Annotated in this window: 27 protein-coding genes and 1 pseudogene; 17 read left to right on the forward strand and 11 right to left on the reverse strand. The window is 64.8% G+C overall.

The features are described from left to right. Positions 1–111: 111 nt before the first annotated feature. The 3 genes from QM672_RS25815 to QM672_RS25825 are packed head-to-tail and all read right to left on the reverse strand — an operon-like array spanning position 112 to position 1,586. Positions 112–462 carry a cupin domain-containing protein gene (locus tag QM672_RS25815; RefSeq protein ID WP_311933483.1) on the reverse strand — a complete coding sequence of 117 codons (351 nt, stop codon included), beginning with the start codon at positions 460–462 and terminating at the stop codon, positions 112–114. A gap of 21 nt (positions 463–483) precedes the next feature. Continuing rightward, complete coding sequence (locus QM672_RS25820; RefSeq protein WP_415086033.1) at positions 484–1,149, reverse strand: ribonuclease T2 family protein; 666 nt, start codon at positions 1,147–1,149, stop codon at positions 484–486. Then, a complete protein-coding gene (locus tag QM672_RS25825) occupies positions 1,146–1,586 on the reverse strand; it encodes a hypothetical protein (RefSeq protein ID WP_149254242.1) in 441 nt (146 codons plus the stop codon). The genes QM672_RS25820 and QM672_RS25825 overlap by 4 nt, the downstream gene beginning before the upstream one ends. 251 nt (positions 1,587–1,837) lie before the next feature. Here QM672_RS25825 and QM672_RS25830 point away from each other — a divergent pair, with 251 nt between their 5' ends. Together QM672_RS25830 and QM672_RS25835 are read left to right on the forward strand one after the other, a co-directional pair. Beyond that, entirely contained in the window at positions 1,838–3,052 is a 1,215-nt protein-coding gene (locus QM672_RS25830; RefSeq protein ID WP_311933487.1) for an alanine racemase, read from the forward strand. Positions 3,053–3,184: 132 nt separating this feature from the next. Beyond that, a complete protein-coding gene (locus QM672_RS25835) occupies positions 3,185–3,727 on the forward strand; it encodes a hypothetical protein (RefSeq protein WP_311933489.1) in 543 nt (180 codons plus the stop codon). Here the strand turns inward: QM672_RS25835 and QM672_RS25840 are convergent. Together QM672_RS25840 and QM672_RS25845 are read right to left on the reverse strand one after the other, a co-directional pair. After that, positions 3,724–4,512 (reverse strand): SDR family oxidoreductase, encoded by a 789-nt coding sequence (locus tag QM672_RS25840; protein WP_311933491.1) that lies wholly within the window; start codon positions 4,510–4,512, stop codon positions 3,724–3,726. The two genes, QM672_RS25835 and QM672_RS25840, sit on opposite strands and share 4 nt — an antisense overlap. A 32-nt stretch (positions 4,513–4,544) precedes the next feature. Beyond that, positions 4,545–5,003: a RidA family protein gene (locus tag QM672_RS25845; RefSeq protein ID WP_415086036.1), complete on the reverse strand. Its 459-nt coding sequence runs from the start codon at positions 5,001–5,003 to the stop codon at positions 4,545–4,547. Between the two features lie 98 nt (positions 5,004–5,101). On the opposite strand from QM672_RS25845, the gene QM672_RS25850 reads away from it, so the two are divergent. Continuing rightward, positions 5,102–5,953 carry a LysR family transcriptional regulator gene (locus tag QM672_RS25850; protein WP_415086038.1) on the forward strand — a complete coding sequence of 284 codons (852 nt, stop codon included), beginning with the start codon at positions 5,102–5,104 and terminating at the stop codon, positions 5,951–5,953. A 33-nt stretch (positions 5,954–5,986) separates the two neighbouring features. On the opposite strand, the gene QM672_RS25855 is transcribed toward QM672_RS25850, so the two are convergent. Next, positions 5,987–7,009, reverse strand: a complete 1,023-nt coding sequence (locus QM672_RS25855; RefSeq protein WP_415086040.1) for a helix-turn-helix transcriptional regulator — start codon at positions 7,007–7,009, stop codon at positions 5,987–5,989. Between the two features lie 315 nt (positions 7,010–7,324). On the opposite strand from QM672_RS25855, the gene QM672_RS25860 reads away from it, so the two are divergent. From QM672_RS25860 to QM672_RS25880, 5 genes are read left to right on the forward strand one after another with little or no spacing between them, the layout of a single operon-like run. Then, complete coding sequence (locus tag QM672_RS25860) at positions 7,325–9,511, forward strand: TonB-dependent siderophore receptor (RefSeq protein ID WP_415086042.1); 2,187 nt, start codon at positions 7,325–7,327, stop codon at positions 9,509–9,511. Further along, positions 9,505–10,713: an ABC transporter substrate-binding protein gene (locus tag QM672_RS25865; protein WP_415086044.1), complete on the forward strand. Its 1,209-nt coding sequence runs from the start codon at positions 9,505–9,507 to the stop codon at positions 10,711–10,713. Before QM672_RS25860 ends, QM672_RS25865 begins: the two co-directional genes overlap by 7 nt. Continuing rightward, a complete protein-coding gene (locus tag QM672_RS25870) occupies positions 10,710–11,780 on the forward strand; it encodes a FecCD family ABC transporter permease (protein WP_415086046.1) in 1,071 nt (356 codons plus the stop codon). The genes QM672_RS25865 and QM672_RS25870 overlap by 4 nt, the downstream gene beginning before the upstream one ends. Continuing rightward, complete coding sequence (locus QM672_RS25875; RefSeq protein ID WP_415086048.1) at positions 11,777–12,619, forward strand: ABC transporter ATP-binding protein; 843 nt, start codon at positions 11,777–11,779, stop codon at positions 12,617–12,619. The genes QM672_RS25870 and QM672_RS25875 overlap by 4 nt, the downstream gene beginning before the upstream one ends. Next, the gene (locus QM672_RS25880) at positions 12,616–13,692 is read left to right on the forward strand and encodes a DUF2218 domain-containing protein (protein ID WP_415086050.1); all 1,077 of its coding nucleotides are present in this window, start codon (positions 12,616–12,618) and stop codon (positions 13,690–13,692) included. Before QM672_RS25875 ends, QM672_RS25880 begins: the two co-directional genes overlap by 4 nt. A gap of 30 nt (positions 13,693–13,722) precedes the next feature. Here the strand turns inward: QM672_RS25880 and QM672_RS25885 are convergent, their stop codons facing one another. Beyond that, positions 13,723–14,151 (reverse strand): MerR family transcriptional regulator, encoded by a 429-nt coding sequence (locus tag QM672_RS25885; RefSeq protein ID WP_311933495.1) that lies wholly within the window; start codon positions 14,149–14,151, stop codon positions 13,723–13,725. 80 nt (positions 14,152–14,231) lie between these two features. On the opposite strand from QM672_RS25885, the gene QM672_RS25890 reads away from it, so the two are divergent. The 4 genes from QM672_RS25890 (at position 14,232) to QM672_RS25905 (ending at position 18,175) form a co-directional block, all read left to right on the forward strand. Then, positions 14,232–16,568 (forward strand): heavy metal translocating P-type ATPase, encoded by a 2,337-nt coding sequence (locus QM672_RS25890; protein WP_415086053.1) that lies wholly within the window; start codon positions 14,232–14,234, stop codon positions 16,566–16,568. 174 nt (positions 16,569–16,742) lie between these two features. After that, entirely contained in the window at positions 16,743–17,093 is a 351-nt protein-coding gene (locus QM672_RS25895) for an ArsR/SmtB family transcription factor (RefSeq protein WP_415086055.1), read from the forward strand. Then, positions 17,086–17,562, forward strand: coding sequence for an SRPBCC domain-containing protein (locus tag QM672_RS25900; RefSeq protein ID WP_415086056.1), 477 nt, complete (start codon positions 17,086–17,088; stop codon positions 17,560–17,562). The genes QM672_RS25895 and QM672_RS25900 overlap by 8 nt, the downstream gene beginning before the upstream one ends. 25 nt (positions 17,563–17,587) lie before the next feature. Then, complete coding sequence (locus QM672_RS25905; RefSeq protein ID WP_415086058.1) at positions 17,588–18,175, forward strand: dihydrofolate reductase family protein; 588 nt, start codon at positions 17,588–17,590, stop codon at positions 18,173–18,175. Positions 18,176–18,184: 9 nt separating this feature from the next. Here the strand turns inward: QM672_RS25905 and QM672_RS25910 are convergent, their stop codons facing one another. Further along, entirely contained in the window at positions 18,185–19,075 is an 891-nt protein-coding gene (locus QM672_RS25910) for a LysR family transcriptional regulator (RefSeq protein WP_311933507.1), read from the reverse strand. A gap of 94 nt (positions 19,076–19,169) precedes the next feature. Between QM672_RS25910 and QM672_RS25915 the strand changes: the two genes are divergently transcribed. Continuing rightward, positions 19,170–20,168, forward strand: a complete 999-nt coding sequence (locus QM672_RS25915) for an aldo/keto reductase (protein WP_415086060.1) — start codon at positions 19,170–19,172, stop codon at positions 20,166–20,168. A 538-nt stretch (positions 20,169–20,706) separates the two neighbouring features. On the opposite strand, the gene QM672_RS25920 is transcribed toward QM672_RS25915, so the two are convergent. Continuing rightward, positions 20,707–21,600: a branched-chain amino acid aminotransferase gene (locus QM672_RS25920; protein WP_367624136.1), complete on the reverse strand. Its 894-nt coding sequence runs from the start codon at positions 21,598–21,600 to the stop codon at positions 20,707–20,709. Positions 21,601–22,161: 561 nt separating this feature from the next. Between QM672_RS25920 and QM672_RS25925 the strand changes: the two genes are divergently transcribed. The 3 genes from QM672_RS25925 to QM672_RS25935 all read left to right on the forward strand — a co-directional run bounded on the left by QM672_RS25925 (position 22,162) and on the right by QM672_RS25935 (position 24,871). Beyond that, positions 22,162–22,713 carry a MarR family winged helix-turn-helix transcriptional regulator gene (locus QM672_RS25925; protein WP_311933512.1) on the forward strand — a complete coding sequence of 184 codons (552 nt, stop codon included), beginning with the start codon at positions 22,162–22,164 and terminating at the stop codon, positions 22,711–22,713. Beyond that, positions 22,710–23,423, forward strand: coding sequence for a response regulator (locus tag QM672_RS25930; protein WP_311933514.1), 714 nt, complete (start codon positions 22,710–22,712; stop codon positions 23,421–23,423). Before QM672_RS25925 ends, QM672_RS25930 begins: the two co-directional genes overlap by 4 nt. A gap of 95 nt (positions 23,424–23,518) precedes the next feature. Beyond that, positions 23,519–24,871 carry an ATP-binding protein gene (locus tag QM672_RS25935; RefSeq protein WP_311933516.1) on the forward strand — a complete coding sequence of 451 codons (1,353 nt, stop codon included), beginning with the start codon at positions 23,519–23,521 and terminating at the stop codon, positions 24,869–24,871. A 39-nt stretch (positions 24,872–24,910) separates the two neighbouring features. Here the strand turns inward: QM672_RS25935 and QM672_RS25940 are convergent, their stop codons facing one another. Continuing rightward, entirely contained in the window at positions 24,911–25,519 is a 609-nt protein-coding gene (locus QM672_RS25940; RefSeq protein ID WP_367624137.1) for a TetR/AcrR family transcriptional regulator, read from the reverse strand. Next, positions 25,509–26,333, reverse strand: coding sequence for an alpha/beta fold hydrolase (locus QM672_RS25945; protein WP_367624138.1), 825 nt, complete (start codon positions 26,331–26,333; stop codon positions 25,509–25,511). Before QM672_RS25945 ends, QM672_RS25940 begins: the two co-directional genes overlap by 11 nt. A gap of 88 nt (positions 26,334–26,421) precedes the next feature. On the opposite strand from QM672_RS25945, the pseudogene QM672_RS25950 reads away from it, so the two are divergent. Continuing rightward, positions 26,422–26,851, forward strand: a pseudogene (locus QM672_RS25950) (acetyl-CoA C-acetyltransferase); the annotation flags it as partial.

The raw sequence follows: 26,851 nt of genomic DNA on the forward strand, positions 1-26,851 counted from the left end.
CGGCAGGGTCATGTCGAGACGGCACGCCCGGCAATTGGGCACGACGAGGCGATCCTCCCCACCCGCAAGCGGAGAGAAGACGAGACCGATGTCCCGTCCTAAAAGCGGCGTTCAAATCCGGATCACGTAGCTCTTGCGCGTCGTCTCCACCACTTCCCAGCTGCCGGCAAAACCCGGTTCCAGGATCATGGTGTCGCCAGGGCCCAGTTCGACCGGCGCCCCGCCATCCGGCGTGACGATGGAGCGGCCTTCGAGCAAGGTACAGCTCTCCCATTCCTCGTAGACGATGCGCCAGCGCCCGGGCGTTGCCTCCCAGATGCCGCAGAAGGTCTTGCCATCGGCGCTCTCATAGCTGTTCCAGGTGCGGAAGGCCGGATCGCCGGCTTCCAGCCGTTCGGGCTTAGGTGCGCCTGCCTCGGCCTCCCCTTCCCCCACGCCTGCAAATTTGAGCCATAGAGCCATGTCGATTTCCCCCAAGCGATGTCAGTTCAGCGCTGGTATCAGAATGTCGCGCGTCCGGCAGCCCTGATAACGCAGCTGCGTCGGGCAGGTCCGGAAAGTGCGCAGATCCTTGCTCAGGCAGATACGCAATTCCGTGAGCACGCTGCCACGCTCGCCCCGGCTGCAGACCACGGTCATCATGTCGGGCCGCAGGCCGGGATTGGCTTGCGAGAAGGCCCGCCCGATCTCGATCGGTGCGGCCCGGCTGTCCTGCCCCGGGGCCCGATAGGCTTCGGGGACGACGATCCGGCGATAGAGCGTCGCCATCGCTTCGAAATAGCGGGTCGGGGACAGGCCCGAACAGGTGCCATGCTTGCGCCACTCATAGCGGGCCAGGCCTTCGGAGGGCATCACGCCCCGGGTTGCGGCGAGGTCTCGCCGCTGCACGAAGGCACCGGGATTGCACTCGGTGGGAAAATCGCGCTCCCCCTGCGGCCACAGGCCATGGACAAGGAAGCCGAGGCGCGAACCGATATCGCACTGGTCGGGCTGCTTGGCCGCGCCACCCGTGGCGCAGAAGCCCGGCGACCAGGTCAACGCGAGCAGATAAAGGTCAAAATCGCCCGGTGCCCCGCCACGGATCTCACGCGCGGCGAGACCGCTGCTCGCGGCCACCATGACAATGGCCGCGAGCAGGAGACGGATCACGGACGCGCCATCTTGCAGGCGGGCGCATAGGCTAGGTTGTGGTCGGTGCCATCGACGCACCATTCCACGCCCCAGCTTGCGCCGATCCAGCCGGTATCCTCGGCGATCGCATAGGAGACGCGGCGATAATGCCCGTCATTGGTCAGCACGCGCGCCACGCAGAAGCGGCGCGGAATGTAGCTCGCGCCCCAGGGCCGGAAGGCGACCTGGCGATGACGGTCGATCTGCTGGATCGCCAGGTTGGAATGCCAGTAATTCGCTTCCTTGCGGGCAAAGCGCGCGGCGATCTGGTCGGAGACGGCCTTGTCGGCGCAATGGGGCAGGACGGCGTCGTAATTAGGCCCGGACAGCCAGAAATTCTTTTCCAGCGCCGAGGCGGCAAGCGCCGGCGCACAGGATGCAGCCAGCAGGACGGCGGCAAGACCGGCAATACGCATGATGAGAATCCTTAAATCAGCAACTCATGCGAATCTGTCCGCGCTGAGGCCAGCCGTCAAGCACCAAGCCATGGGGCCGGGCCCCAATTGCTGCCGTTCGCAAGGCGGCCTGGCAATCGCTCGGCTTGCTGCTGCCCCCAAGACGACATGATCGCCTTCGTCTGTCACATTTCTGTCAGGAAACACGGTTGTTTTGCAGCAGCCATGAACAGGCTTAAACATGGATCACGAAACGGGGCGTCGATTCGGCCATGCAGAAATTCACCACCGCCCGCGAAGCTGCGCTGGCACTCCGCCCGGACGAACCGGTCTATGGCTTCCGACCGCAGGTCCTGGCGGCCGATGCGCGCGAGTTCATGGCCCAGTTTCCCGGCAAGACCGCCTATGCCGTGAAGACCAATGGCGAGCCGATGATCCTCAAGGTGCTGGCCGAGGCCGGCATCACCTCCTTCGACGTCGCCAGCCCGGCCGAGTTCGAAGCAGCCCGGGCCGCTTCGCCGAACTGCGAACTCCTTTATATGCATCCGGTCAAGGCGCAGTCCCATATCCGCCTGGCGCTGGAGACCTATGGCATTCGCGAACTCTCGCTCGACCATGAGGACGAAGTCGCCAAGATCCTGCGCATCGTGCGCGCCCTCGACATTCCGCCCGAGGAGATTACGCTGTTCCTGCGCCTCGCCACCAAGGGCGCGGCTGCCTACGAACTCTCCAAGAAGTTCGGCGCCACGCCGACCCATGCGGTCGAGCTGCTCGATCGCATGGCCGGCATCGGCTTCAAGACCGGCATCGCCTTCCATGTCGGCTCCCAGGTCGAGGATCCGGAGACCTATGAACGGGCGATGGCCTCCGTCGCCTGGGTGCGCTCGCGCATCAAGGAGGATATCGTCAGCCTCGACATCGGCGGCGGCTTTCCCGCGCAATATGGCCTCGACCCCAAGAAGAAGGGCTCGAACCAGGGCACGCCGACGACCGAGGCGCTGATGCGCCAGATCCGGGCCGACATCGCCGACTGGAAGCTGGACGACCTGCCGCTGGTGGCCGAGCCCGGCCGGGTGATCGTGGCGCGCTGCCTGTCGGTGATGGTGCGCGTGCTGCTCAAGAAGGGCCAGCGCCTCTACATCAATGACGGTGTCTGGGCCTCGCTCTCCGATTCATGGACGGGCAAGCTCCTGCTGCCGACCCGCTTCATTCCCGATCCCGCCCGCAAGCGCCGCAACGGCTCGCCCGACAAGCTGTTGCCGTTCCGCATCTGCGGTGCGACCTGCGATTCCGTCGACATCCTGACCCGCCCCTTCTATCTGCCCGAGACAATCGACACCGGCGACTGGATCGAGATCGGCCATATCGGCGCCTATTCGCTCGGCCTGCGCACCCGTTTCAATGGGTTCTTCCCCGACAAGTTCGTCGAGCTGGAGACCCCGTTCGAGGAAGAGCCCGGCGTCAGCATTCCGATTGCGGCGGAGTAGAAATCTTCTTGCCCTGTTCTTTTATCGCCGAGCGTTGATCTGAACTTCGAAATCATTTGCTCGTGACGGAAACTACCCCTAGCTTGGTGACGTAGTAGAATACACTACTTGTTCTATGCCTTGGGGGTTCTCTTGATCCGTCTTCTCGGTATTTTTGCTGTTTGCCTTGCTTTAGCCTCCTGTGCGGGACGCGTATCGCTCTCACCGGCCACCGATGCCGGCCTGGCATCGCGAGGCTGGGAGGAAGCGCGTAATCTGGCATATTACGCGCCGTCGGGCGTGCGTCTCACCAAAGGGCTTATCTGCAGGAGCGCACGCTGCGGTGGGCCAGGCTTCGTGATGACCGGAACCGCTTCCCTGCCGAACGGCAGCGCACTGGGTTTCCGGGGCGTGATGGCCAACCGTTCTCTTACCGATGCCAAGCTCCTCCAGGCACTCCGGCTGCTTAGCGAGGGCTCCCCGAACCTGGCGGGAATCGACGGCCACCTCATCGGCGCACGTAAACGGGCCAATTCGGTCGAGCTGACGTTCTCCTTTGCCAAAAGCACGCCCCAAACGGGCCGCATCGTCGGACTGGCCCGCGCCGATGTCAGGGGAACCGACATGTCGGTGGTGGTGGCCGGTGGCCCCACCATGGCCAGTGCGCGGCAGCGGTTGGGGCTGCTCCCCAATTAGAGGATAGCCCGAGCCAGGCCGCCGTCGATCGGAATGGCTGCGCCCGTGACATAGGAGGCGAGGTCACTGGCCAGGAAGGCGGCAACGGCACCGAATTCATCGGCGGTGCCATAGCGCCCGATCGGAACCTCGGCCTGGCTCTCCGCCGCAATCGCCTCTGCATCCACGCCGCGCGCCTCGGCATCGAGGCGGTCGAGTACCTTGGTCCGTTCGGTATCGAGCCGGCCGGCCAGCAGGAGGTTGACGGTGACGCCATCCGCCGCCACCTCGTTGGCAAGGCTCTTGGCCCAGCCGGCCACCGCCGCCCGCAAGGCGTTCGAGGCCGTCAGTCCCCTGATCGGCTCCCGCACGCTTGTGGATGAGACCACGAGGATGCGGCCCCAGCGCCTTGCCTTCATACCCGGCAGGACATGGGCGGCGATGCCCAGGCCCGTCAGGAAGAGAGCATCGAACTGTCGATGCCATCGTGCGCTATCCGTTTCGCCGGCACCGAAAGGCGGCGGCCCGCCGCCATTGAGCAGCAGAATATCGACGCCGCCCCATTCGAGATCGATCCGCTCGAACATGGCTGCGACATCGGCGGGATTTTCGAGATCGGCACGAATACCGAAGGAGGACGGCGAGACGCCGCGGAGTTCCGCGGCCGTCGTCTCGAGTGCTGCCGCGTCGCGTCCAACCGCGGCGACGACCGCCCCCTCCGCCGCCAGGCGGGCGGCCACGCCGCGCCCGAGGCCCTTATTGCCACCGAGCACCAGGGCCCGCTTACCTTCGATTCCGAGATTCATGTTTCTATCCAATATTTTGTTGCGTCATCCGTTCAGCGCACATGCACGATGGCATCGACCTCGACGGCGACGCCCAAAGGGAGCCCCGCCATTCCCAAGGCGGAACGGGCGTGCTCGCCTCGGGATCCGAGGATCCTGAGAAACAGCTCCGAGGCACCATTGCCTACCTGCGAGATCTGGCTGAACCCGGCCGCGGCATTGACATAGACGGTGAGCTTGGCGACCCGGACGATCCGATCGAGATCGCCCTGAAGCTCCCTGTCGAGCCAGAACAGCACGTTGGCAGCGCATAGTTCGGCGGCCTTGCGGGCCTCATCGAGGCTCACGCCGTCGCCGACCTTGCCGATGGCCGTGATCTCCTTGCCGCGTTCCGGAATCTGGCCGGAGATGTAGACGATGTCGCCGATACGCACACAGGGCTCGAATGGCAGGTCGGCGCGGACAACCCGCGGCGGTGTCAGGCCGAGTTCGTGAAAAATCTGGCTGAGCATGGACAAGGCTCCCTTCCGGCGATGTGACGGAATGGGCTTGCCAGATCGAGAGGTTAAAAAGTATCCTTATAATGATGATATAGACATCAGGATAATTTATGGATCGAGATCTGGATCCTTATCTCCTGCGGGCTCTGCTTGCCGCGGCCGAAACCGGGAGGATCAGCGCGGCAGCCGAGCGGCTGTCCCGGACGCAGGCGGCGGTCAGCATGCAGTTGCAGCGGCTCGAAGGCGATCTCGGCACCAGACTGCTCGACAGGACGCCGCGCGGCGTCTCGCTGACGCAGGCCGGCGAAACATTGGCGGCCTATGCCAGGCGCCTGCTCGCGTTGACCAGCGATGCGCGGCGACAGATCGAGGGCCGGCAACTGGCCGGCAGAGTCAGGCTGGGCCTGGTCGAGGACCTCGCAATGACGCCATTACCACTCGCACTCGCCGAGTTTCGGCAGCAGTATCCCAAGATCCAGCTCGACCTGATGACGGCCCACAGTCCCGAACTCGACGGCGCCGTGCGGGAAGGCCGCTGCGACATCGTCATCGGCGATCCCGCCCGTTTCGGTTCGGCGCCCCATTTCCACTGGTCCCGGCGGCTGGTCTGGGGCGGCAGCCGCCTCATCGACCTGTCCGACGCTGCGCCCGTACCTTTTGTCGCCTTCGAGGAATCCTGCACCTGGCAGGACATGACGGCCGTCGCCTTTGCCGAAGCCGGCATCGCCTGGACCATCGCCTGCCACGTCACCACGTTCGCGGCGCTGGTCGGCGCATTGCGTGCCGGTCTCGGCATCAGCCTGATGTTGCCGGAGACGCTCCCTGCCGACTGCGAAACCTTGGCACCCCGCTTTCGCCTGCCGGCACCGCCCAGCGCCCATTTCGGCCTGTTCCTGGGGGAAGAACCGAGCAATCCCGCCCGGCAGCTCGCGGCGTTCCTGCGGGACCGGCTGGTTGCCTGACACTATAGCGGGTCCAAGGATCGTCCGATGGTCTCAATGGGCCCGGCACTGGCCCGATACCTCGCGAGGAGTGAGACCGAATTGTCGCCGGAATGCTGTGGCGAAATTCGCCGGGCTGGCATAGCCAGCCAGCTCACTGGCCTCTTGGACGCTCGTCTCGCCCGACAACAGGGCGGTATGGGCATGTTCCAGTCGAATACGCCGGACATAGTCGAAGACGCTATGACCCTCGCCCAGCCGGAACAGCCGCTGCAACCCGCTGGCACAGACCCCGGCTTCCCGGGCGATCGCATCGATGCTGAGCGGCTCGGCCAGATGGGTTGCGATCAGGTCCTTGGCGCGCCTCAGGCGGACGAGATCCTGGCGGGCCAAAGTGCCGCCTGCGCTCCGGCTGCGATCTGTCCGTGTCGCCGCAGCGATGGTCTCGGCCACGATCTCCACGGCGCGCCCCTCCAGATAGAGATTGCGCAATTCCGGTGCAAACGCCGTCGGCGTCATGACCTGCCGCACCAGTTCGGCCAGGCGCGGCATCAGCGTCCAGCGATGCTCGCCGAGATGATCCTTGAGCAGGCCGGCGACGAGCCCCTCGCCATGCACGGCCTCGAGGCCCTCGATCTGCAGCCATTCCGGCGAGGCGGACACCACCAGATGACGCACATGCTGGCGTTCCCGCGAAATCCTGCGGAAGATTTCGGGCGTGGTGCTCATGATGGCAACGCCTTCCATCGCCCCGCGCGGGCCGCCTCGGAACTCGAAATGACGGTCGCCAATCCCCAGCCCCACCTTGCCGTCCACGAAGAAGATGCAGGACAGGCCCGGCTGCAGATGCGAGGTCACCGTAAAGGCACGTTCCTCAACGACGTTGCCGCCATGCAGGAATAGGCCCGGGCGCAATTCCCGGTGCATGAACTCACCTTCCATCAGGATATCGTCCATCGAAAGGCGGCTGTCGGGGCTGTCGAGGGTAACCTTGTCCCTTTCGAGGAAATCGCGCACGCGAATGGCCTTGAGCTCGCCGCCGGCAGCCTGCCCGCGCTGGCTTGAAACTATGCTCATCGGCAAAGCCTTTCCGTCTACGTTCGGCATCCCTCTACCCCAGAGTCAGGGCTTGGGACGCCGCGATCATCCGTCACCAAAGATTTCATCGGCACGCAAAGATCTAAGATCGTTGCGCAAAGACCTTAACATTGCCAAGTGCGAAACAATGCCATAGCCGATAATTAAACTCACATAGCAAGTCAATTCCCTGGACAATGCATGTTTTTGAACAGATCAAAACCAGAAGATAATGGCAGCGTTACCAGTGGATCGTTACGAGATTCAAAATCTAGAATGAATCTAGACTGCACAGAATTTGCATTGCGGCTGTGTATGGTTGCAAACGTCTCCGGGCTGGCGCTGACTATCGTCCTTTTCCAGGGCATGTCTGCGCCCGCAGCCCTGGCGCAGCAAAGCAGCACGGCGACGCCGCCGCCGATCGAGCTCGATCCGGTCGTCGTCCAGGCGACAGGAGGCCCGAGCGGTGAGCGGAGCGTGGTTGCCAAGCGCAACAAGAGCGCATCCAAGACCGACACGCCCCTGATCGAGACGCCGCAGGCGGTCAGCGTCGTCACGCGCGGCCAGATGGACGCCCAGGGCGCCAATACGGTGGCCGAGGCGCTGCGCTACACGCCGGGCGTGATGTCGGACCCGAACGGCAACGACATCCGCTATGACTGGCTCTATATTCGCGGCTTCAACACCTACGCCACCACTTGGCTCGATGGGCTTGTCCTCCCCGGCGACCCCAGCGGCTACGCCAATCCCGCCATCAATCCCTATACGCTCGATCGCGTCGAGGTAATCAAGGGGCCGGCCTCGGTGCTCTATGGGCGCACGGTTCCGGGCGGCTTCATCAACCAGGTCAGCAAGCGTCCGCTGAGCACTGCCCGGCGGGAAGTATCGCTGCAATCGAGCGCCTTCGGCGGCATCCAGGGCGCCTTCGATTTCACCGGCCCCCTCAGCGAAGACGGAGCCTGGTCCTATCGGCTGATCGGCCTTGCCAAGAACCTCAACACCCAGATCGACCATGAGCGCGACCGGCAATTCCTAATCGCGCCGAGCCTGAGCTGGCGTCCCGACGAGAACACCACGCTGACGCTCTATGGCTACTATCAGAACGATCGGCCGGTCTTCAATCCGCGCTTCTATCCGGCCGTCGGCACGCTGCTACGCAATCCCAAGGGACAGATCCCGCGCGATCTCTTCCTGGGAGAGCCGGATTGGGGCCACTTCCACCGCGACTATTTCCATCTGGGCTATGAGTTCGAGCATCGCTTCAACGACACCTGGACGGTGCGCCAGAATCTGCGCTTCGCCCGCTCCGACCAGAGCATGAAGCTGGTGCTTGTCAACCCGGCCTTTGCCTGGCAGCCGGACGGACGCACCCTCAACCGTGTCACCGCCATGTCGCAGGACACCCTGTCGGCCTTCACCGTCGACACCCAGATCGAGGCTAAGTTTGCCACTGGCCGCTTCGACCACACCGTGCTGGCGGGCCTCGATTACGTCCACAACACCTCGTCGACCAATTTCGGCAACAGCGGCCCGACACGGCCGATCGACATCCTGGATCCCGTCTACGGCAATGGCCCGTTCCCACTGGCCCCGCTTCAGCGCTCCGGCCTGCAGACACAGAACCAAATCGGCGTCTACCTCCAGGACCAGGCCCGCTATGACCGATGGGTCGCGACGTTCGGCCTGCGCTACGACATCTCGCAGATCGATACGAAAGACCGCATGCCCGGGGGTAAGGCACCTGTCACCACCAAGGACAGGCAGTTGAGCGGCAGAGCCGGGCTCACCTATCTGTTCGACAATGGCCTGGCGCCCTATGTGAGCTACTCAACCTCCTTCCTGCCGCTGCTCGGGTCCAGTCTGGACAAGGTACCCTTCAAGGCACTGACAGCGGAGCAATATGAGGTTGGCTTGAAATATGAGCCGCCAGGCGGCGGCGGTATGGTGACCATCTCGGCTTTTCAGCTCACAACCGATAACGCCCTGACACCGGATTCGCGCGATACTCGCTTTTCCGTCCAGAGTGGCCGGCAGCGCGTTCGCGGCATTGAACTGGAAGGCAAATACGATTTCTCGCCTCAGTTTCAGGTGATGGCGTCCTATGCCTACTCCGACTCCAAGGTACTCAGTTCCAACACGCCGGCGGAGCTTGGCCGGGAAATGCTGCGGCTGCCCGAGCATCAGGCCAGCCTGTGGGCCCTCTATCGCCCAGGCTTCGTGCCCGGTCTATCCTTGAGCGCAGGCGTGCGCGCGACGTCCTCCTACCAGACCGACGCCAAATATCTCCCGCAATTGCGCATTCCCGGCCGGGCGCTGGTCGACCTTGGTGCCGAATATGATCTCGGCACGCTGGGCAAGAACCTGCAGGGCGCCACCTTCCGGGTCAACGTCACCAACCTGTTCGACAAGACCTATGTCTCGCACTGCCTCAACATCACCGGCGGCAGCTGCAATTACGGTGCGGCACGCGCGATCACCGCGAATCTGAAATATACATGGTGATGATCGCACAATTCCTCCGCACCGAACCGCAGGCCGGGGCCACCGCCAGGATGACCTGCAGATCCATGGCCTTCCTCCTGCTCGGCGGGTTGATCCTGGCTGCGATGAGCCTGGTATCCACCGCCCGGGCCGAGATCCGGCTGACGGACGCCGCCGGGCGCGAAGTCCGCCTGCAACAGCCGGCCAGGCGCATCGTCACCAATGACAGCCTCGTCCTGCTGTCGTTGGCCCTGGTCGATCCGCAGCCGATCTCCAAGCTGGCCGGCTGGGCCGCACCGCAGCGGTTCGACCGCGGCCTTTATGATGCCTTCCACCGCTGGTTCCCCGAGATCGACGACATTGCCGTGGTCGGCGCGGTTTCGCCCGCCAACAGCTCGATCGAGGCGATCCTCGGCGCGCAGCCCGATCTGTTCGTCATCAGCATCTGGCAGCCCGATTGGGACGCCATTGCCGCCAAGCTGGAGGCTGCCGGCGTGCCAGTGATCTTTCTCGATTCCCCTCGAAACAAAGGACGGACGGCAGGCGAGGCGACCATGGCCTCGATTCGCCTGCTCGGCAGGGCAATTGGCCAGGAAGCCCGCGCTGAGGCCTTTGCAGCCTTTCTGAAGGTCCATTACGACCGTATCGCCCAGCGGCTCGAAAGCGCGAAGACGCAACCCCGGAATACCTGGCCGCAGGTGCTCGTCGATGCTCATGCCGGCCTGCAATGCTGCTCCACCCCCGGCGCGGACAACCCCATCACCCATGACCTCGCCTTTGCCGGCGGCCGCGTGCTCGGCGCCGACATCGTCCCCGGCTATGACGGCCAGCTCAGCCCCGAATATGTCCTGGCCGCCGATCCCCAGGTCTATGTCGGCACCGGCGGCTCGCATCTGGCCAAGCGCGGCGGCCTCGTTCTGGGCGCCGGCATCGCGCCGGAGGCCGCCCGCGCCTCCCTGCGCGCGGTGGTCCAGCGCAATCTCCTCGGCGAGCTCGACGCCGTGCGCGAAGGCCGCGCTTATGGCCTGTCGCATCAGGTTGCCATTTCGGCCTTGAACATCCTGGCGGTCGAATGCCTGGCGAAATGGACGCATCCGGATCTGTTCGCCGATCTCGACCCGGAGCAGACCCTGGCCGAGATCAACCAACGTTTCCTGGCCGCCCCTGTCGAAGGAACCTTCTGGATCGATGCGGGGCCCGTGGCGGGTCCGTCGACGCCATGAGCCCCATCCCTTCCGCCAAGAACTCCGGCCGCACCGCCCTCACCGACTATCGTGCGAGCCAACGCCGCCGGCTGTTCCTGGTCCTCGCGCTGATCGCGCTCGGGCTCGCCGCCTTCTCGATCGACCTTGTCGTCGGCCCCTCGGGCGTCGGCCTGCGCAACACGCTGGCCGCCCTGTTCGGCACGGACGAGGTCGCCCGCCCCGTCCAGGTAATCGTCTGGCAGGTCCGCCTGCCGATGAGCGTGATGGCGCTGCTGGTCGGTGCCGCCCTCGCCTTGGCGGGAGCGGAAATGCAGACGGTCCTCGGCAATCCCCTCGCCGAACCGTTCACGCTCGGCGTGTCCTACAGCGCCGCTCTCGGCGCGGCGGTGGCGATCGTGCTCGGCCTGTCCCTGCCTGGGCTGCCGGCAAGCTGGATGGTTTCAGCCAACGCCTTCCTGTTCGCCGCCCTCTCCCTGGGAGGGATCCACGCCCTCGCCCGCTGGCGCGGCGCCAGCCCTCAGACCCTGATCCTGTTCGGCATCGCCATCGGCCTGTCGGCCGAGGCCCTGCTGTCGCTCCTGCAATTCATAGCCTCGACCGATGCCCTGCAGCAGCTCGTCTTCTGGCGCATGGGCAGCCTGGTGCGGGCGGATGCCAACACCACCCTGATCCTGGCGGTCGTGCTGGCCGTCAGCATTCCCTTCTCGCTGGCGGCTTCCTCGCGCTTCACGCTGCTGCGCCTGGGGGAAGAACGCGCCCGCAGCCTCGGCGTCGACATTGCCAGGCTGCGCCTGGGATCGCTGCTGCGCGTCGGCCTGCTCTCGGCCACCGCGGTGGCCTTCGTCGGTGTCATCGGCTTCGTCGGCTTGGTCGGCCCGCATATCGCGCGGCTGCTGGTCGGCGAGGATCATCGCTTCCTGCTGCCCGCCAGCATGGCTGTGGGGGCACTGGTCATGCTGGTCGCCTCCATCGTCACCAAGCTGATCATACCCGGCCTGCTGCTGCCCGTCGGCGTAGTGACGGCGCTGATCGGCCTGCCGGTGTTCTTCACCCTGGTGCTACGGACGCTGGGGAAAGGCCTATGAAGGCGGATCATACCCCCGCCCTCGTCGTGAGCGGGCTTCATGCCGGCTATGGCGGGCATGAAATCATCGCCGATCTCACCTTGCCGCCCCTGCAGCCAGGGCGGCTGGTGGCGCTGGTCGGGCCCAACAGCGCCGGAAAGTCGACCCTGCTGCGCGCCATGGCTCATCTCATTCGCACGCGCGGCCAGATCGCGCTGGGCGAACGCGACCTCACCCGCATGAGCGCCACCGCGAGGGCGAGGCTGGTCGGCTTCATGCCGCAGGCCCTGCCGCTCGACGTTTCCCTCAGCGTGCTCGAAACCGTGATCGCGACCCTACGGGTCGCCCAGGCCGGCGAAGGCCCGGGCTCGCATGCCGAGCAGGCCCTGGATGTCCTGACCCGTCTCGGCGTGCCTTATCTCGCCTCCCTGCCGCTCGACCAGTTATCCGGTGGACAGAAGCAGGTGGCCAGCCTGGCCCAGGCCATCGCCTGCGCACCGCCCGTGCTGCTGCTCGACGAGCCGACGAGCGCGCTCGACCCGTCGCGGCAATATTTCATCATGCGCAGCATCAAGGACTATGCCGCGGGCGGACGCATCGTGGTGGCCGTGCTGCACGATCTCGCCTTGGCGGCGCAATGGGCTGACGATCTCATTGTCATGCGCCAGGGCAGGCTCCATGGCGCCGGGCCGCCAGACGACATCCTCACCCCACGCATGCTGGCCGATGTCTACGACGTCGAGGCACGGGTGGAACGCTGTTCGCAGGGACGGCTGCAAATCATGGTCGACGGTGTGGTCGAGCGCAGCGGCCGCTCGGGCTCCGCCTCGGCCCATCACCACCAGAAAGCAAATCCATGAAGCGTTTTGTCGCCCAGGCCCGCATCGAACTGCCTGACTCCGAAGCGGTGATCGTGCCACTCTGCGAACATTTCATCGAGCATGGTGCCGAGGTCGAGCACCGCGACGGCGCCCATATTCTCAATTTCCGTGGCGCTAAGGCACGCTTCTCGAACACCGGCCCGGCCACCCTGGTCGACACCGAGGCGGAGAGTCTCGAGGAGCTCTATTTCATCCGTCAGGCTGTAGCCTCGCATATCGTGGAATTTGCCCAGGGCAGCCGGCCCGCCATCGCCTGGACCGGGGATGGCATGGAGATCTCACGCCCTCCTAACTTCCAGATCTTCCGGGTGATGGGGGTGAAGGATGTGACGCCTCACATGCGCCGCATCACGTTCTCCGCCAGCGACATCTCCCGCTACCAGTCCATGGAGGCGCTGCATCTCAACATCCTCGCGCAGCACCCCGACCTGACCGAACCGCAATGGCCGAGCGTCGGTCCGGACGGACTGATCCATTGGCCAGATCCCGATCGCAAACCCAGCCTGCGCAAATATACCGTGCGCTCACTCGATGTTGTGGCCGGCATGCTCGACATTGATTTTGTGCGCCATGCCGACGCCGGACCGGGCTCAAACCTGGCGGAGAGCATGAAGCCAGGCGAGGAGGTCGGGGTCCTCGGCCCGGGTGGCGGCGGCTTGGCCGAGGCCGACTGGTACCTGTTCGCGGGCGACGAGACCGCGCTGCCGGCAATAGGGCGCATGCTGGAACGCCTGCCCGCAAGCGCGCGCGGCAAGGTCCTGATCGAGGTCGCCGACGAAAGTGAGGTACAGCAGCTCGATTTTGCCGCAGCCATCGAGATCGAATGGCTGTTCCGCAACGGCGCGCCGGCCGGCACCACGAATCTGCTGGTCGAGGCGGTCAGCCGCACGGCCTTCCCCGATGACGGCTCCCGCCTCTACGCCTGGGTGGGCTGCGAATACCAAGCCTTCCGCACTTTACGCGCCCAACTCCTGGGCGAGCGCGGTCTGCGCCAGCACAAGCATCTCATCGTCGCCTATTGGCGCAGGGGGCACGACGAGGTCGCTCACTGAGAGGGCTCGGCGGCGCCGGGAAACACCGCCTCAGTGATGCCCATGCAGGCATTTGTCGTGATCGGCCAGGATCTCGATCACGCGGCATTCGTCGACGCGGCCATGGCGGCAGCCTTCCGCCATGCGCTGCAATTCAATTTTCAGCGCCTGCAGGCTGGCAATGCGCTGTTCCACTTCGACCAGGCGAGCCTGGGCAATGGCGTCGGCCGCCGCGCAGGACTGGCCGGGATTGTCCTGCAGGTCGAGCAGGGTCCGGATCGCGTCGACCTCGAAGCCGAGTTCGCGCGCATGACGGATGAAGGCGAGCCTGCGCACATCGGCTGCCTCATAGAGACGCCGGTTGCCGTCGGTGCGCGGCGGCGCCGGCAGCAGGCCCACCTGCTCATAGTAACGGATGGTCGGCACCTTGACGCCGCTGCGCTTGGCTGCCTCGCCGATCGCCACGCCTGAAAGCTTCATTTTCCGCTTGCTCCTCTAGCCACTAGAGGATGTAGTTGCCTTCGCAGAAGATGCAACCCATTCGAAATGCGAGACTCGAAATGGCTATCGCTGCGACCCAGACCCGTTACCGCGTGGAGGGCATGGACTGTGCTTCCTGCGCCAGCAAGATCGACAAGGCCGTGCGCGGCGTCACCGGCGTGGAGGACGTCTCGGTGTCGGTGACGGCAGGCACGATGACGGTCAAGCATGGCGACGGCCAGGATCTCGGCGCGGTCGAGGATAGGGTCCGTCGCCTCGGCTACAAGGTTTCTCCCCTGGCCAGCGCAGCGCCGACGACCGTGGGAGCGAAGCCAGCTCACGATCATAAGCACGACCATGATTACGGCGCCTGCTCCGGTCACGACCATGCTCATGCGGGGCACGTCCACGATCACGATCACGATCATGATGACCATGACGATCATGCCGGCCACGATCACGGCAAACACGATCATGGCAAACATGATCATGGCGCCCAAAGCGAGGCACCTGCCCTCGCCGGTCTGCATGGCCATGACCACGGCCCCTCCTCTGGTCCGTGGTGGCGCTCGGGCAAGGGCCGGCTCACCATCGCCGCCGGCGTCGCGCTGGTGGCCGCCTATGGCATCGGACATCTCTTCCCCTCGATCGCAGTCTGGGCCTTCGACATCGCCATGCTGGTCGGCCTCATCCCGATCGCGCGGCGCGCCTTCGTGGCGGCCCGCTACAGCATGCCCTTCACCATCGAGATGCTGATGACCATCGCCGCCGTGGGCGCGGTGATCATCGGGGCGGCCGAGGAAGGCGCCGCCGTGGTCTTTCTCTTCCTGGTCGGCGAGCTCCTGGAGGGCGTCGCGGCCGGAAAGGCGCGCGCCAGCATCCAGTCTCTTGCCAGCCTGGTGCCCAAGACCGCCCTTCTCGAAGAAGAAGGACGCACCAAGGAGGTGCCGGCCGAAACGCTTGCCGTCGGCGCCGTGATCCTGGTGCGACCGGGCGACCGCATTCCCGCCGACGGCGTCATCGTCTCGGGCGAGAGCGCCATCGATGAGGCGCCGGTCACCGGCGAAAGCACGCCCAAGCGCAGGGAGACCGCCGACACGGTTTTCGCCGGCACCGTCAATGGCGACGGCGCCCTGCGCATCCGCGTGACGGCCAGCGCTGCCGACAACACCATTGCCCGGGTGATCAAGCTCGTCGAGGAAGCTCAGGAGAGCAAGGCGCCGACCGAGCGCTTCATCGATCGTTTCTCGCGCTATTACACCCCGGGCGTGGTGGTGGTCGCGGCCCTGGTGGCCATCCTGCCTCCCCTCCTCGGCGGCGCTTCCTGGAACGAGTGGATCTACAAGGGCCTGGCGATCCTCCTGATCGGCTGCCCCTGCGCCCTGGTCATCTCGACGCCGGCCGCCATCGCCGCCTCGCTCTCGGCCGGTGCGCGCCGTGGTCTCCTGATGAAGGGCGGCGCCGTGCTCGAGACCGTGGGCAAGATCACCGCCGCCGCCTTCGACAAGACCGGCACGCTCACCGAGGGCAAGCCCAAGGTGACCGACATCGTGCCGTTCGGCCGCGAGGAAGCCGAGGTACTGCGGCTTGCCGCGGCCCTGGAGGCCGGTTCCAACCACCCGCTCGCCACCGCCATCCTGGCCAAGGCGGCCGAACGCAACGTCCTCGCCCCCGTCGCCCGGGACTCCAAGGCATTGGGCGGCAAGGGCGTCACCGGCAGCATCGATGGCCTCGCCCTCTTCCTCGGCTCGCCCAAGGCTGCGGCCAGCGAGACGGCGCTTCCCGCGGACATCGTGACGCGCATCGAAGCCTTCAACCAGGATGGCAAAACCGTCTCGGTCCTGCTGGCCGGCGGCGTGCCTGCGGGGCTGATCGCCATGCGCGACGAGCCGCGCGAGGACGCCATCGCCGGGCTTTCGGCCCTGCGTGCGGCCGGCGTGCGTACCCTGATGCTCACGGGCGACAATGCCCGCACGGCCCAGGCGATCGGCAGCAAGCTCGGGCTGGAAGTGCATGCCGAACTCCTGCCGCAGGACAAGCAGCGCATCGTCAACGAGCTCAAGGCGCAGGGGTTGACGGTGGCCAAGGTCGGCGATGGCATCAATGACGCGCCAGCGCTGGCGGCGGCCGATATCGGCATAGCCATGGGCGGCGGCACCGACGTCGCCCTGGAGACGGCCGATGCCGCCGTGCTGCATGGGCGCGTCAGCGACGTGGCCGGCATGGTCTCGCTGTCGCGCCGGACCATGACGAACATCCATCAGAACATCACGATGGCGCTCGGCCTGAAGGCCGTGTTCCTGGTCACCACCATTGCCGGCATCACCGGCCTGTGGCCGGCCATCCTCGCCGATACCGGCGCGACCGTGCTGGTCACCATGAACGCGCTGCGCCTGCTGCGGGCAAAAGCCGGCTGAGGCAGGACGCGGTCTTTTCAGGTCGTGCATCACCCCTTCTCCCCTTGCGGGAGAAGGTCCCGGTAGGGGGATGAGGGGTCTCAGCACCTTAGTCGACATAGAATCTGCCGCTTGACCTCTCTTGCCAACAATCGTATATAGCCATAAGGTTAATTAACTAGATGGCTATATACGATGCCCGACCATCTCAGCGACACCTTCTCGGCCCTGGCCGATCCGACGCGCCGGGCCATTCTCGCCCGGCTGTCCCAGGGTGAAGCCACCGTCATGGAGCTGTCGGAGCCCTTCACGCTGACCCAGCCGGCGATCTCCAAACATCTCAAGGTCCTGGAAAAGGCCGGGCTCATCAGCCGTGGCCGGACGGCGCAATGGCGACCCTGCCGGCTCGAGCCGGGCCCGCTTCGGGACGCCTTCGACTGGGTCCAGCACTATCGCCGCTTCTGGGACGACAGTTTCGACCGTCTTGAGGATTATCTCGCCGACCTTCAGGCCCGCGGAAACGACAAGGACGACAAGCATGACTAGCGCCCTCAACGCCGCGCAGGCAGCCAGCGAACACGAACTCGTCATCACCCGCCTGTTCAAGGCGCCGCGCGATCTAGTATTCAAGGCCTGGACGGAGCCGCAGCACCTGATGCGCTGGCCCGGCCCCAAGGGCTTCACCGCGACCTCGGACAAGTTCGACTGCAGCCCGGGTGGTGTCTATCGCACTTGTCTGCATGCGCCTGATGGCAGCGATCATTGGGTTCGCGGCACCTATCTGGCGGTCGAACCGCCGGCTCGCCTCGTCTTCACCCATGCCTGGGAGGACGACGACGGCAATGCCGGCCCCGAGACCATCGTCACCGTCACCTTCAAGGAGGAAGACGGCCAGACCTTGATGCGTTTCCACCAGGCCGTCTTCACTACCCTCGCCTCGCGGGACGGCCATGGCGAAGGCTGGAGCCAGAGCTTTGATAGGCTCGAAGCCTATCTGGCCGAGGTGGCGCCCTGAAACTTTCCCACAGCGAGGCCACGCCATGCGCAAACTCAAGCTGGAAATGCAGATCTCCGTCGATGGTTTCAGTTCGAGCCAGGATGGCAATAATGACTGGATGGTGTGGAACTGGGCGCCCGACTGGGGCTGGGATACAGAACTCAGGCACTATCACGAGGCGCTGACCGCGTCCTCCGATTGCATCCTGCTCAGCCGGATGATGGCCGAGGAAGGCTTTCACCAGCACTGGCAGACGGTTGCGGAGGATTCCGCCAGCCCCCAGTCAAGTTTCGCCAGGGCGATCGGCGACATGCGCAAGATCGTCTTCAGCCGCACTTTGAAGGAGTCGCGCTGGACCCATACCGAAATTGCCAGATCGGGTCTCGCCGAGGAGGTCAACCGCCTCAAGCGCGAGCCCGGCAAGGACATCATCGTCTATGGCGGCCCCATCCTGGTCTCGTCCCTGGTCGAGGCCGGGCTGATCGACGAATTCCACTTTATCGTCAATCCGGCCCTGCTCGGTAATGGCAAGCCCGTGCTCGGCGCGTTGCACAGGACGACGCGCCTCAAGCTGGTCGACGCCCGCCCCTTCCCCTGCGGCGTGGCGGTGCTGCACTACGCCAAGCTGTAACGGCTTCGACTACGCCTCCGTCTTCAGGAAATCGACGAAGGCGCGCAAGGCCGGACGCATCAAGCGCCGGCTGGGATAGTAGAGGAAGAGACCCGGAAAGGCCGGGCACCAATCCTCCATGAGGCGCACGAGCCTGCCTTGGGCAAGCGCCTCCGCCACGAGCCCCTCGATCAGCAGAGCCAGCCCCTGCCCCGCCAAAGCTGCATCGAGCATCAGGGCGTCGTCATTGACGATGAGGCTGCCCGTCACTGCCAGTTCGATGGCCTTGCCGTCCCGTTCGAGCTCCCAGCGATAGAGGGAGCCATCGGTGAAGCGGCGCTGGATGCAATCGTGATCGTGGAGATCGGCGGGCAGTTCCGGCCTGTGCCGGCCATCGAGATAGCCGGGCGCACCGACGATGGCAAAGCGCAGCGGGCCGCCGAGCGGCACGGCGATCATGTCCTGCTGCAGGCTTTCGCCGAACCGTATGCCGGCGTCGAAACCCGACGCCACGATATCGGTGAAGGCATCCTGGGCCAGGATTTCCACGCTCACCGCGGGATATCGGCGCATGAAACGCAGGGCCAGCGGCAGCAGCACATGCTGCACGGCCGAGCGCGGCGCGCTGAAGCGCAGCTTCCCGGCGATGTCCGCCTGCGAAGCGCTCGCCTGTTCGAGCGCCTCCTCGATCGAAGCGAGCGCCGGCTGCAGGTGCCCCAGCAAGCGTTCCCCGGCAGCGGTGGGCGCGACGCTGCGGGTCGTGCGGGCCAGCAGCCGCACGCCGAGACTTTCTTCAAGACCTGTGATCGCCTGGCTGACGGCCGAGACCGACATGCCGAGCTTGCGGGCCGCGGCACGAAAGCTGCGCTGCTCGGCGATGGCCGAGAGGATGACGAGGCCAGGGAGATCGGTCCGTTTCATTGTTCAGTTATACAAAACAAGCCATTTAAAAAAGCATGGATTATCGAACAACTCAATGAGGTGCATGGTCGCCGATATTACGGAGGACCACATCATGAAGACACGCCAACTCGGCACCGAGCTCAGCGTTTCCGCCATCGGCCTTGGCTGCATGGGCATGAGCTTTGCCTATGGCGGCCAGGCCGAGGCGGATGCCATCCGCACGCTGCATCGCGCCATCGATCTCGGCATCACCCTCTTCGATACCGCCGAGGTCTACGGACCCTTCACCAATGAGGAGCTCGTCGGCAAGGCGTTGAAGGGGGTCAGGAACAAGGTGGTGATCGCGACCAAATTCGGTTTCCGCATTGCCCCGGAAGGCCAGGATCGTGACCGTATCATCGGTGTGGACAGCCGTCCCGAACATGTGCGCGCCGTTGCCGAGGCCTCGCTTCGCCGCCTCGGCATCGAGGTCATCGACCTATTCTACCAGCATCGTGTCGATCCCGCCGTGCCGATCGAGGACACGGTCGGGGCCATGGCGGACCTGGTGAAAGAGGGCAAGGTCAAGGCCCTCGGCCTGTCGGAGGCCGGCGCAACGACCATCCGGCGCGCCCATGCCGTCCATCCGATTGCCGCGGTCCAGACGGAATATTCGCTGTGGAGCCGCGATGTCGAGGCGGAGGTGTTGCCGGTCTGCCGGGAACTCGGCATCGGCTTCGTGCCCTACAGCCCGCTGGGCCGCGGCCTGCTGACCGGCACGATCCGCGATCACAGCACGCTCGCCGAAGACGACTGGCGCAAATCCCTGCCGCGCTTCCAGGAAGACAACATGGCGGCGAACCGGCTCCTGCTGGCGAAGTTTGGCCACATCGCCGAGAGCAAGGGGGTGACCCCAGCCCAGCTCGCCCTGGCCTGGGTACTGCATCAGGGCGATTTCATCGTGCCGATCCCTGGAGCCCGGCGCTTGCCTCATCTGGAGGACAATGCGGCGGCGGCCACAATCACCCTCACCGCAGCCGATCTTGCCGCCATCGACGAAGCCATGCCGCCTGCCAGCGTCAGCGGCGAGCGCTACATGCCGGAAGCCATGGCGCTGGTCGACGCCTCGTGAGACAAAGCAATCAGCATCGCCTCAGGACGCGCGATACCTGCAAAAGCACACCCTGGCCGGCGCCGGCCCTGTCCAGATGTCCCCGGACGATCAGACAAGACCGCTGGCGCCAAGTACGGCGGATCGCGGCGACATCCGCGGGCCTTGCCTGCAGCCGGGGCAGCGGGCCTCGGTAGAGCGGGTGCGGCGAGTCGGCCGCATCCACCGGCTGGATCGCCATTTCGCCCCAGGGACATGGCGCCCGGATGCACATGATCCGAAGCGGCGCCAGACGCAGTGTTTGCAACCGGTCGCGCGCAAGACCTACTGCCGGAGCAAAGGCGCCAGCGAAAATGACCGCCGCCGCCATGCCAAGGGACAGATACCGAATTGCCCGCATCGCTCGCGCTCCCATCATGGCCGCCCCCTCATCCATCCCAGCATGGCGCCCGGGTTCCCGCTGTTGTCCTGGCAACAGGCAGCGTTGTTTGGGCGCTTTCAATGCAAAAGGCAGGCTCGCGGCCTGCCTCCTTGCTTCGTCTCGCCGGTCTCAGCTCCGTCAGGCCGCAGCCGACTGGCTCTCAGGGCGCACCGCCTGATTGAAGTCTTCGATCAGGCTGCGAGTGATGGTGCCGGGCGTGTAGCGATGTTCGAGGATCTCGCTGACCGGCGTGACCTCTGCTGCCGTGCCGGTGAGGAAGCACTCGCTGAAGCTGCCGAGTTCGTCCGGCATGATGCGCCGTTCGATCACGTCCAGACCGCGGGCCTTGGCAAGATCGATCACCGTGCGGCGGGTGATGCCGTCCAGGAAGCAGTCGGCGATCGGGGTGTGGATCTTGCCGTCCTGGATGAAGAAGACATTGGCACCGGTGCATTCGGCCACACGGCCCTGCCAGTCATACATCAGCGCATCGGCATAACCGCGACGCTCGGCACGATGCTTGGAGATGGTGCAGATCATGTAGAGGCCGGCGGCCTTCGACAAGGAAGGTGCCGTCTTCGGATCGGGCCGGCGATATTCGGCCACGTCGAGGCGAATACCCTTCATCTTGGTCGCCATGTCGAACATGCTCGGCCATTCCCACACGGCGATGGCGGTGTGGATGGTGGCATGCTGGGCGGCCACGGCCATCATTTCCGAGCCACGCCAGGCCACCGGCCTGACATAAGCATCCTTCAGGCCGTTCTTGTCGAGCACGGCCTGCTTGGCGGCATCGAGTTCCTCGACCGAATAGGGAATGGCGAAATCAAGAATCTCGGCAGAACGCTTGAAGCGTGCGGAATGCTCGGAGGACTTGAAGATCTTGCCGCCATAGGAACGCTCGCCCTCGAAGACGGCACCGCCATAGTGCAGCCCATGCGAAAGAACATGAAGCTTGGCATCGCCCCAGGCCAGCATCTGGCCATCCAGCCAGATAAAGCCATCGCGTTGATCGAAGGGCAACATCGACATGACACATCCTCCAGCGCTTAGCGCTTCCTCGAGCAAAGTGCGTCTTGGCGAAAACGCTTGCTTGCTCTTACTCTTCGGTTCGACACGTCTCGGCGATTCCTGGCGTTTCCGTCGAATCGCAAAACGTGTTGGAGCAAATGGCAAAACGCCGACTTGCTCCATTTGCGGAGCCCTGCATCCCCTGGCGATTTCACCGGGGCGCAAGACAGCTTGGTAACCGCAATGTTATAGCCATTGGCGGGCAGTTGCGGAAACTGTTCCGTTCGCCGCGAGCGTCTTTTTCGCTCGGGACGTGGCTGGATAATGGCAACCGTCGCTTTTGCGTCGGGGGGCAAATCCCCTTATGTTTCGTGCCGGAAACGGCACCGCGCCTCGCGCGTTGAGATATCCACCCGTTCCAGAGCAAAGCGCGTTTAGACGGAAACGCTATTTTGCTCTAACTCTTTGGTTCGATGCGTCTTTGCGATTCTTGGCAATTCTGCCAAATCGAGAAACGCTCCGGCGGAACATCCTTTCGCGCTGAGCCCGGTTTGCGTAACGATCTGACGAAAATATGTCAATATGGCTGACGTAAATTTCTCGTTCTCCCCTGCCTCCACGCCACGCTCGGAAACCGAGCAGGGCGAGCCCCCGCTTTATGAGCTGATCGAACTCTTCTTCTTCGCCTATCGCGACTTCGTTGCCGATCCCGACCATGCCCTCGAAGCCTATGGTTTTGGGCGGGCCCACCATCGCGTGCTGCATTTCGTCGACCGCAATCCCGATCTTACTGTCGCCGAATTGCTGGATATTCTGAAAATCACCAAGCAGTCGCTGGCCCGGGTGTTGAAGGACCTGGTCGACCAGGGCTTCATCCTGCAGCGCGAAGGCAGGGAAGATCGTCGGCAGCGTTTGCTGACCACCACGGTGAAAGGCAAGCAACTGGCCGTCGAACTGGCAACGACGCAATCCCAGCGCATCGCGCGAGCACTCGCCGAAGCCGGGCTGACCGGCCCCGAGCTGGCGCAACGCTTCCTGTTCGCCATGGTCGATCCGGACGGGCGGGCGGAAGTCGCCCGGCTCATCAGCGGCAACGTCACCAAAGGCGACAAGATCCGGGGTGAAAAACGATGAACAAGGTTGCCGTCCTTCCCGACGACGCCCCCCATATCCTGCTGGTCGACGACGACAACCGCATCCGCACGCTGCTCTCGCGCTATCTCGGCGAGCACGGCTATCGCGTGACCACGGCCGAACACGCGGCCAGCGCCCGGCAGCGCATCGAGGCGATCACCTTCGATCTGATGATTGTCGATGTGATGATGCCAGGCGAGAACGGTTTCGACCTGACCCGCTGGATCCGCACCGGCTCCAGCGTGCCGATCCTGATGCTGACGGCACGCGGCGATCCGGATGATCGCATCAAGGGCCTGGAGATCGGCGCCGACGACTATTTGCCCAAGCCGTTCGAACCGCGCGAATTGCTGTTGCGCCTCAACAATATCCTGAAGCGGGCGGTTGCTCCGACACCGGCGGAACCGGTGCGCGACATCGTCACCTTCGGCGACTTCACCTTCCATGTCTCGCGCGGCGAACTCCAGCAAGGCGGCGAGACGGTTCGCATCACCGAACGCGAGCGCGACATGCTGCGCCTGCTGGTCGAGATCCCGCGCGAGACGGTGGACCGGCTGGCGCTTGCCGGTTCGGCCGCCGACATCGCCAATGAGCGCACGGTCGACGTGCAGGTGAACCGCCTGCGCCGCAAGATCGAGAAGGATCCGGGCAATCCGGTCTATCTGCAGACGGTGCGCGGCACAGGATACCGCCTGATGGTCGACATGTGATGCAGTCCCGTCCGCCGGCCCTTCAATCTGCCGGAGCGCTGCTCCGCAAAGGCCTGTCGCGGGCGTCGGAGGCCGCCCGCATTGCGTTGCCCCGGATGCGAGAACTCGCCGCCGGCCCCGGGCGCGTGCTGTCGGCACTGGGCGACCGCATGCCCAAGGGCCTCTATGCCCGCTCGCTGCTGATCATCATCACGCCGATGGTGCTGCTGCAGGCCATCGTCACCTACATGTTCATGGAGAAATATTGGCAGGGCGTGACGGCGCGGCTGTCGGCCGCCACCACCAAGGACATCGCGGCGATCGTCGAGCTCTACCAGCAAATGCCCCATGACAAAGGCACGACGGACCTGCTCCAGTTGGTGGCCCAGAAGCAGCTCGCGCTCGGCATCGAGTTCCGCCCCCTCGAGGATCTGCCGCCGCGCGGTGCCCGGCCCTTCTTCGACATTCTCGACCAGGCGCTGTCGGACGAGATCCGCATGCGCATCGGCCTGCCCTTCTGGATCGATACGGTCGGCCGCTCGGATTTCGTCGAGATCCGGGTCAAGCTCGATGATGCCGTGCTGCGCGTCTTCGCCCGTCGCAGCCAGACCTTCGCCTCCAACTCCTATATCTATCTGCTCTGGATGCTCGGCTCCTCGCTGATCCTGATCACGGTGGCGATCCTTTTCCTGCGCAACCAGATCCGGCCGATCCAGCAGCTCGCCAATGCCGCGCAGGATTTCGGCAAGGGGCGCGATGTCCAGAACTTCCGCCCGCGCGGGGCTCGCGAAGTGCGCCAGGCCGCGAGTGCCTTCATCGAGATGCGCCGGCGCGTCGAGCGCGCCTTCGAGCAGCGCACCGCCATGCTCAACGGCGTCTCGCACGACATGCGCACCATCCTGACACGCTTCAAGCTGTCCTTGGCCCTGCTCGACGAAAGCAGCCCCGAATATGAGGATCTGCAGAAGGACGTCGACGAGATGAGCCGTATGCTGGAGGCCTATCTCGCCTTTGCGCGCGGCGACGCAGCGGAGCAGGCCGAAGCCACCGACATTGCCGCCCTGCTGGAGGAGCTGCGCGCCAATGCCATACGCCACGGCCAGGATGCCCGGGTCAGCTTCCAGGGCGATCCCATCGTGGTGGTGCGACCGGACGCCTTCCGACGCTGCCTGACGAACCTGGTATCCAACGCCCAGCGTTTCGCCAGGACCATCGTCATCACCGGGGTGCGCGAGCAACGCTATCTCGTCGTCACCGTCGACGATGACGGCCCCGGCGTGCCCGAAGAAAGCCGCGAGGACGTGTTCAAGCCTTTCTTCCGGCTGGACGAGGCCCGCAACCAGGATCATGGCGGGACAGGCCTCGGCCTCGCCATCGCCCGCGACATCGCCCGCTTCCATGGCGGCGACATTACCCTCGCCACCAGCCCATTGGGCGGACTGCGTGCGAATGTGCGCATCCCGGTCTGATGCCGATCAAAGATCGGCAGATGCCCGGCGCTGGCCGATCTACTTGTCTGTACTGACTTTCCCGCCACCGGAGGTGCCACGCGCCAGCTTCAGCGCCGCTTCGATGCCGTCCTCCAGGATCGCGTCGGACTGTTCGGGATTGGGGACGACGCGCGCGAGCTGAAGCGTTCCAGCCAGCAGGGCCATGATGGCGGTAGCGGTGCTGCGGCGCATTTCGGCATCGCCACCGGGCAGAGCGTCCGCGACCACGCCGATGCTGCCGAAGAGTTCCTCGGTGAAGACGGCCCGGGTCGTCTCGGACTGGCGCGCGATCTCACTGGAAAGCGCGGCGATGGCGCAGCCCTTGTCGGGCATATCCCGGTGGATAGGACGCAGATAATAGCGGATCAGCCCTTCGATCGGGTCATCGGCGCGCTCGGCGGAGCGGCGCAGCTTGCCACGCCGTTGTGTCAGCGTATGGGCGACGGCTTCCCGCACCAAGGCATCCTTCGAGGCGAAATGGCTGTAGAAGCCGCCATGTGTCAGCCCCGCATCGGCCATCAATGGCGCAATGCCGGTGCCGTCGATGCCATCCCGCAACAGGCGCAACGCGGCGGTTTCGAGAATCTGCCGGTGCGTCGCATCCTTATGGCCCTTGTCATAGCGCATGAACAGCCTCGCCTCCTGTCACGGATCGCGCCGCCGGAAAATCCACGGCCAGAAAATCGACGGTCTGGCCGATCACACCAGCATCGCTGAGAATGCGGCCATGACCAAGCCCGTCCAGCTCGATCAATCCTGATCCGCGCCAATATCTGGCAATTTCGCGCGCTTCGCCAATGGCGACGACGCGATCGTCCCTGGAATGGAGGAGAAGAGCCGGTTGCGTCAACCGCTCGGCAAAACTGGGCAGGTCCATGATCGGCAATTCGGTACCCAGGCGGATGAGTTCGTCGGCCATATGGGCGAGATCCCTGGTGTCGACCACCCCCAATGCCATTGCCGCCGCCCGCATCTGACGGCCGTAATTGGCGGGTGACGCAATCAGGACCACGCGCCCAGCCTCCAACCCGCCGGCCAGTGCGACGGTCAGGACCGGCCCGCCGACGGAATGGCCGATCACGCCATGCAGGCGCCCACAGGCCTTGCCGACAGCGGTCACGGCCCTGGCCATCTGTGGGATGGTCGCCGAGACGCCCTCGGAGCTGCCATGAGCCGGCAGGTCGACCGCGATCACGCCGAGACCGCGCGCGAGCAGGGGTTCCACGAAAGCGAGCATGTCGAGATGGGAGGCTTCCCAGCCATGCACGAGGAGCACTGGTTCGCCTTGACCCCAGCGCCAACCGGCGATGACGGCGCCATCATGCTCTACGGAGAAGGGGATAGCACCTTCGGGAACCGTGACAGGGCGCGGGGGAAGCCGCCGGGGCGTGATCATCTGCAGAGCCAGCCTGCGCGGGTCGATGCGTTCCGAAAGATCCATGACCACTCTCCTCTTTAAATTATGATCATAATATAATATGTCACTCGTCATGCAATAGGTACTCCGCAGCATCAGCGAGGATTGAGCCATGTCCAGCAGCGACCCCATCGTCATCGTCTCCGCCACACGCACACCGCTGGGGCGTTTCCAGGGTGACCTCTCCAGCCTGCCCTCCCCCGTGCTCGGAGCGCATGTCGTGAAAGCGGCCCTGGCAAGAGCGAACCTCGCCGCTGATCGCGTGGACGAGGTCTTGCTGGGCTGCGTGCTTCCGGCCGGCCTTGGCCAGGCGCCGGCCCGTCAGGCCGCCCGCCAGGCGGGACTGCCCGACGCCACGGGCGCAACGACCGTCAACAAGGTGTGCGGTTCCGGCATGAAGGCGACCATGCTAGGCCACGATCTCCTTCGCGCCGGTTCCGCCGACATCGTGGTGACGGGCGGCATGGAGTCGATGTCGAATGCGCCTTATCTGCTGGCCAAGGCACGCAGCGGCTACCGCATGGGCCATGACCGCCTTCTCG

The sequence above is a fragment of the Labrys sp. (in: a-proteobacteria) genome, assembly GCF_047605565.1.
Classification (GTDB): Bacteria; Pseudomonadota; Alphaproteobacteria; order Rhizobiales; family Labraceae; genus Labrys; species Labrys neptuniae.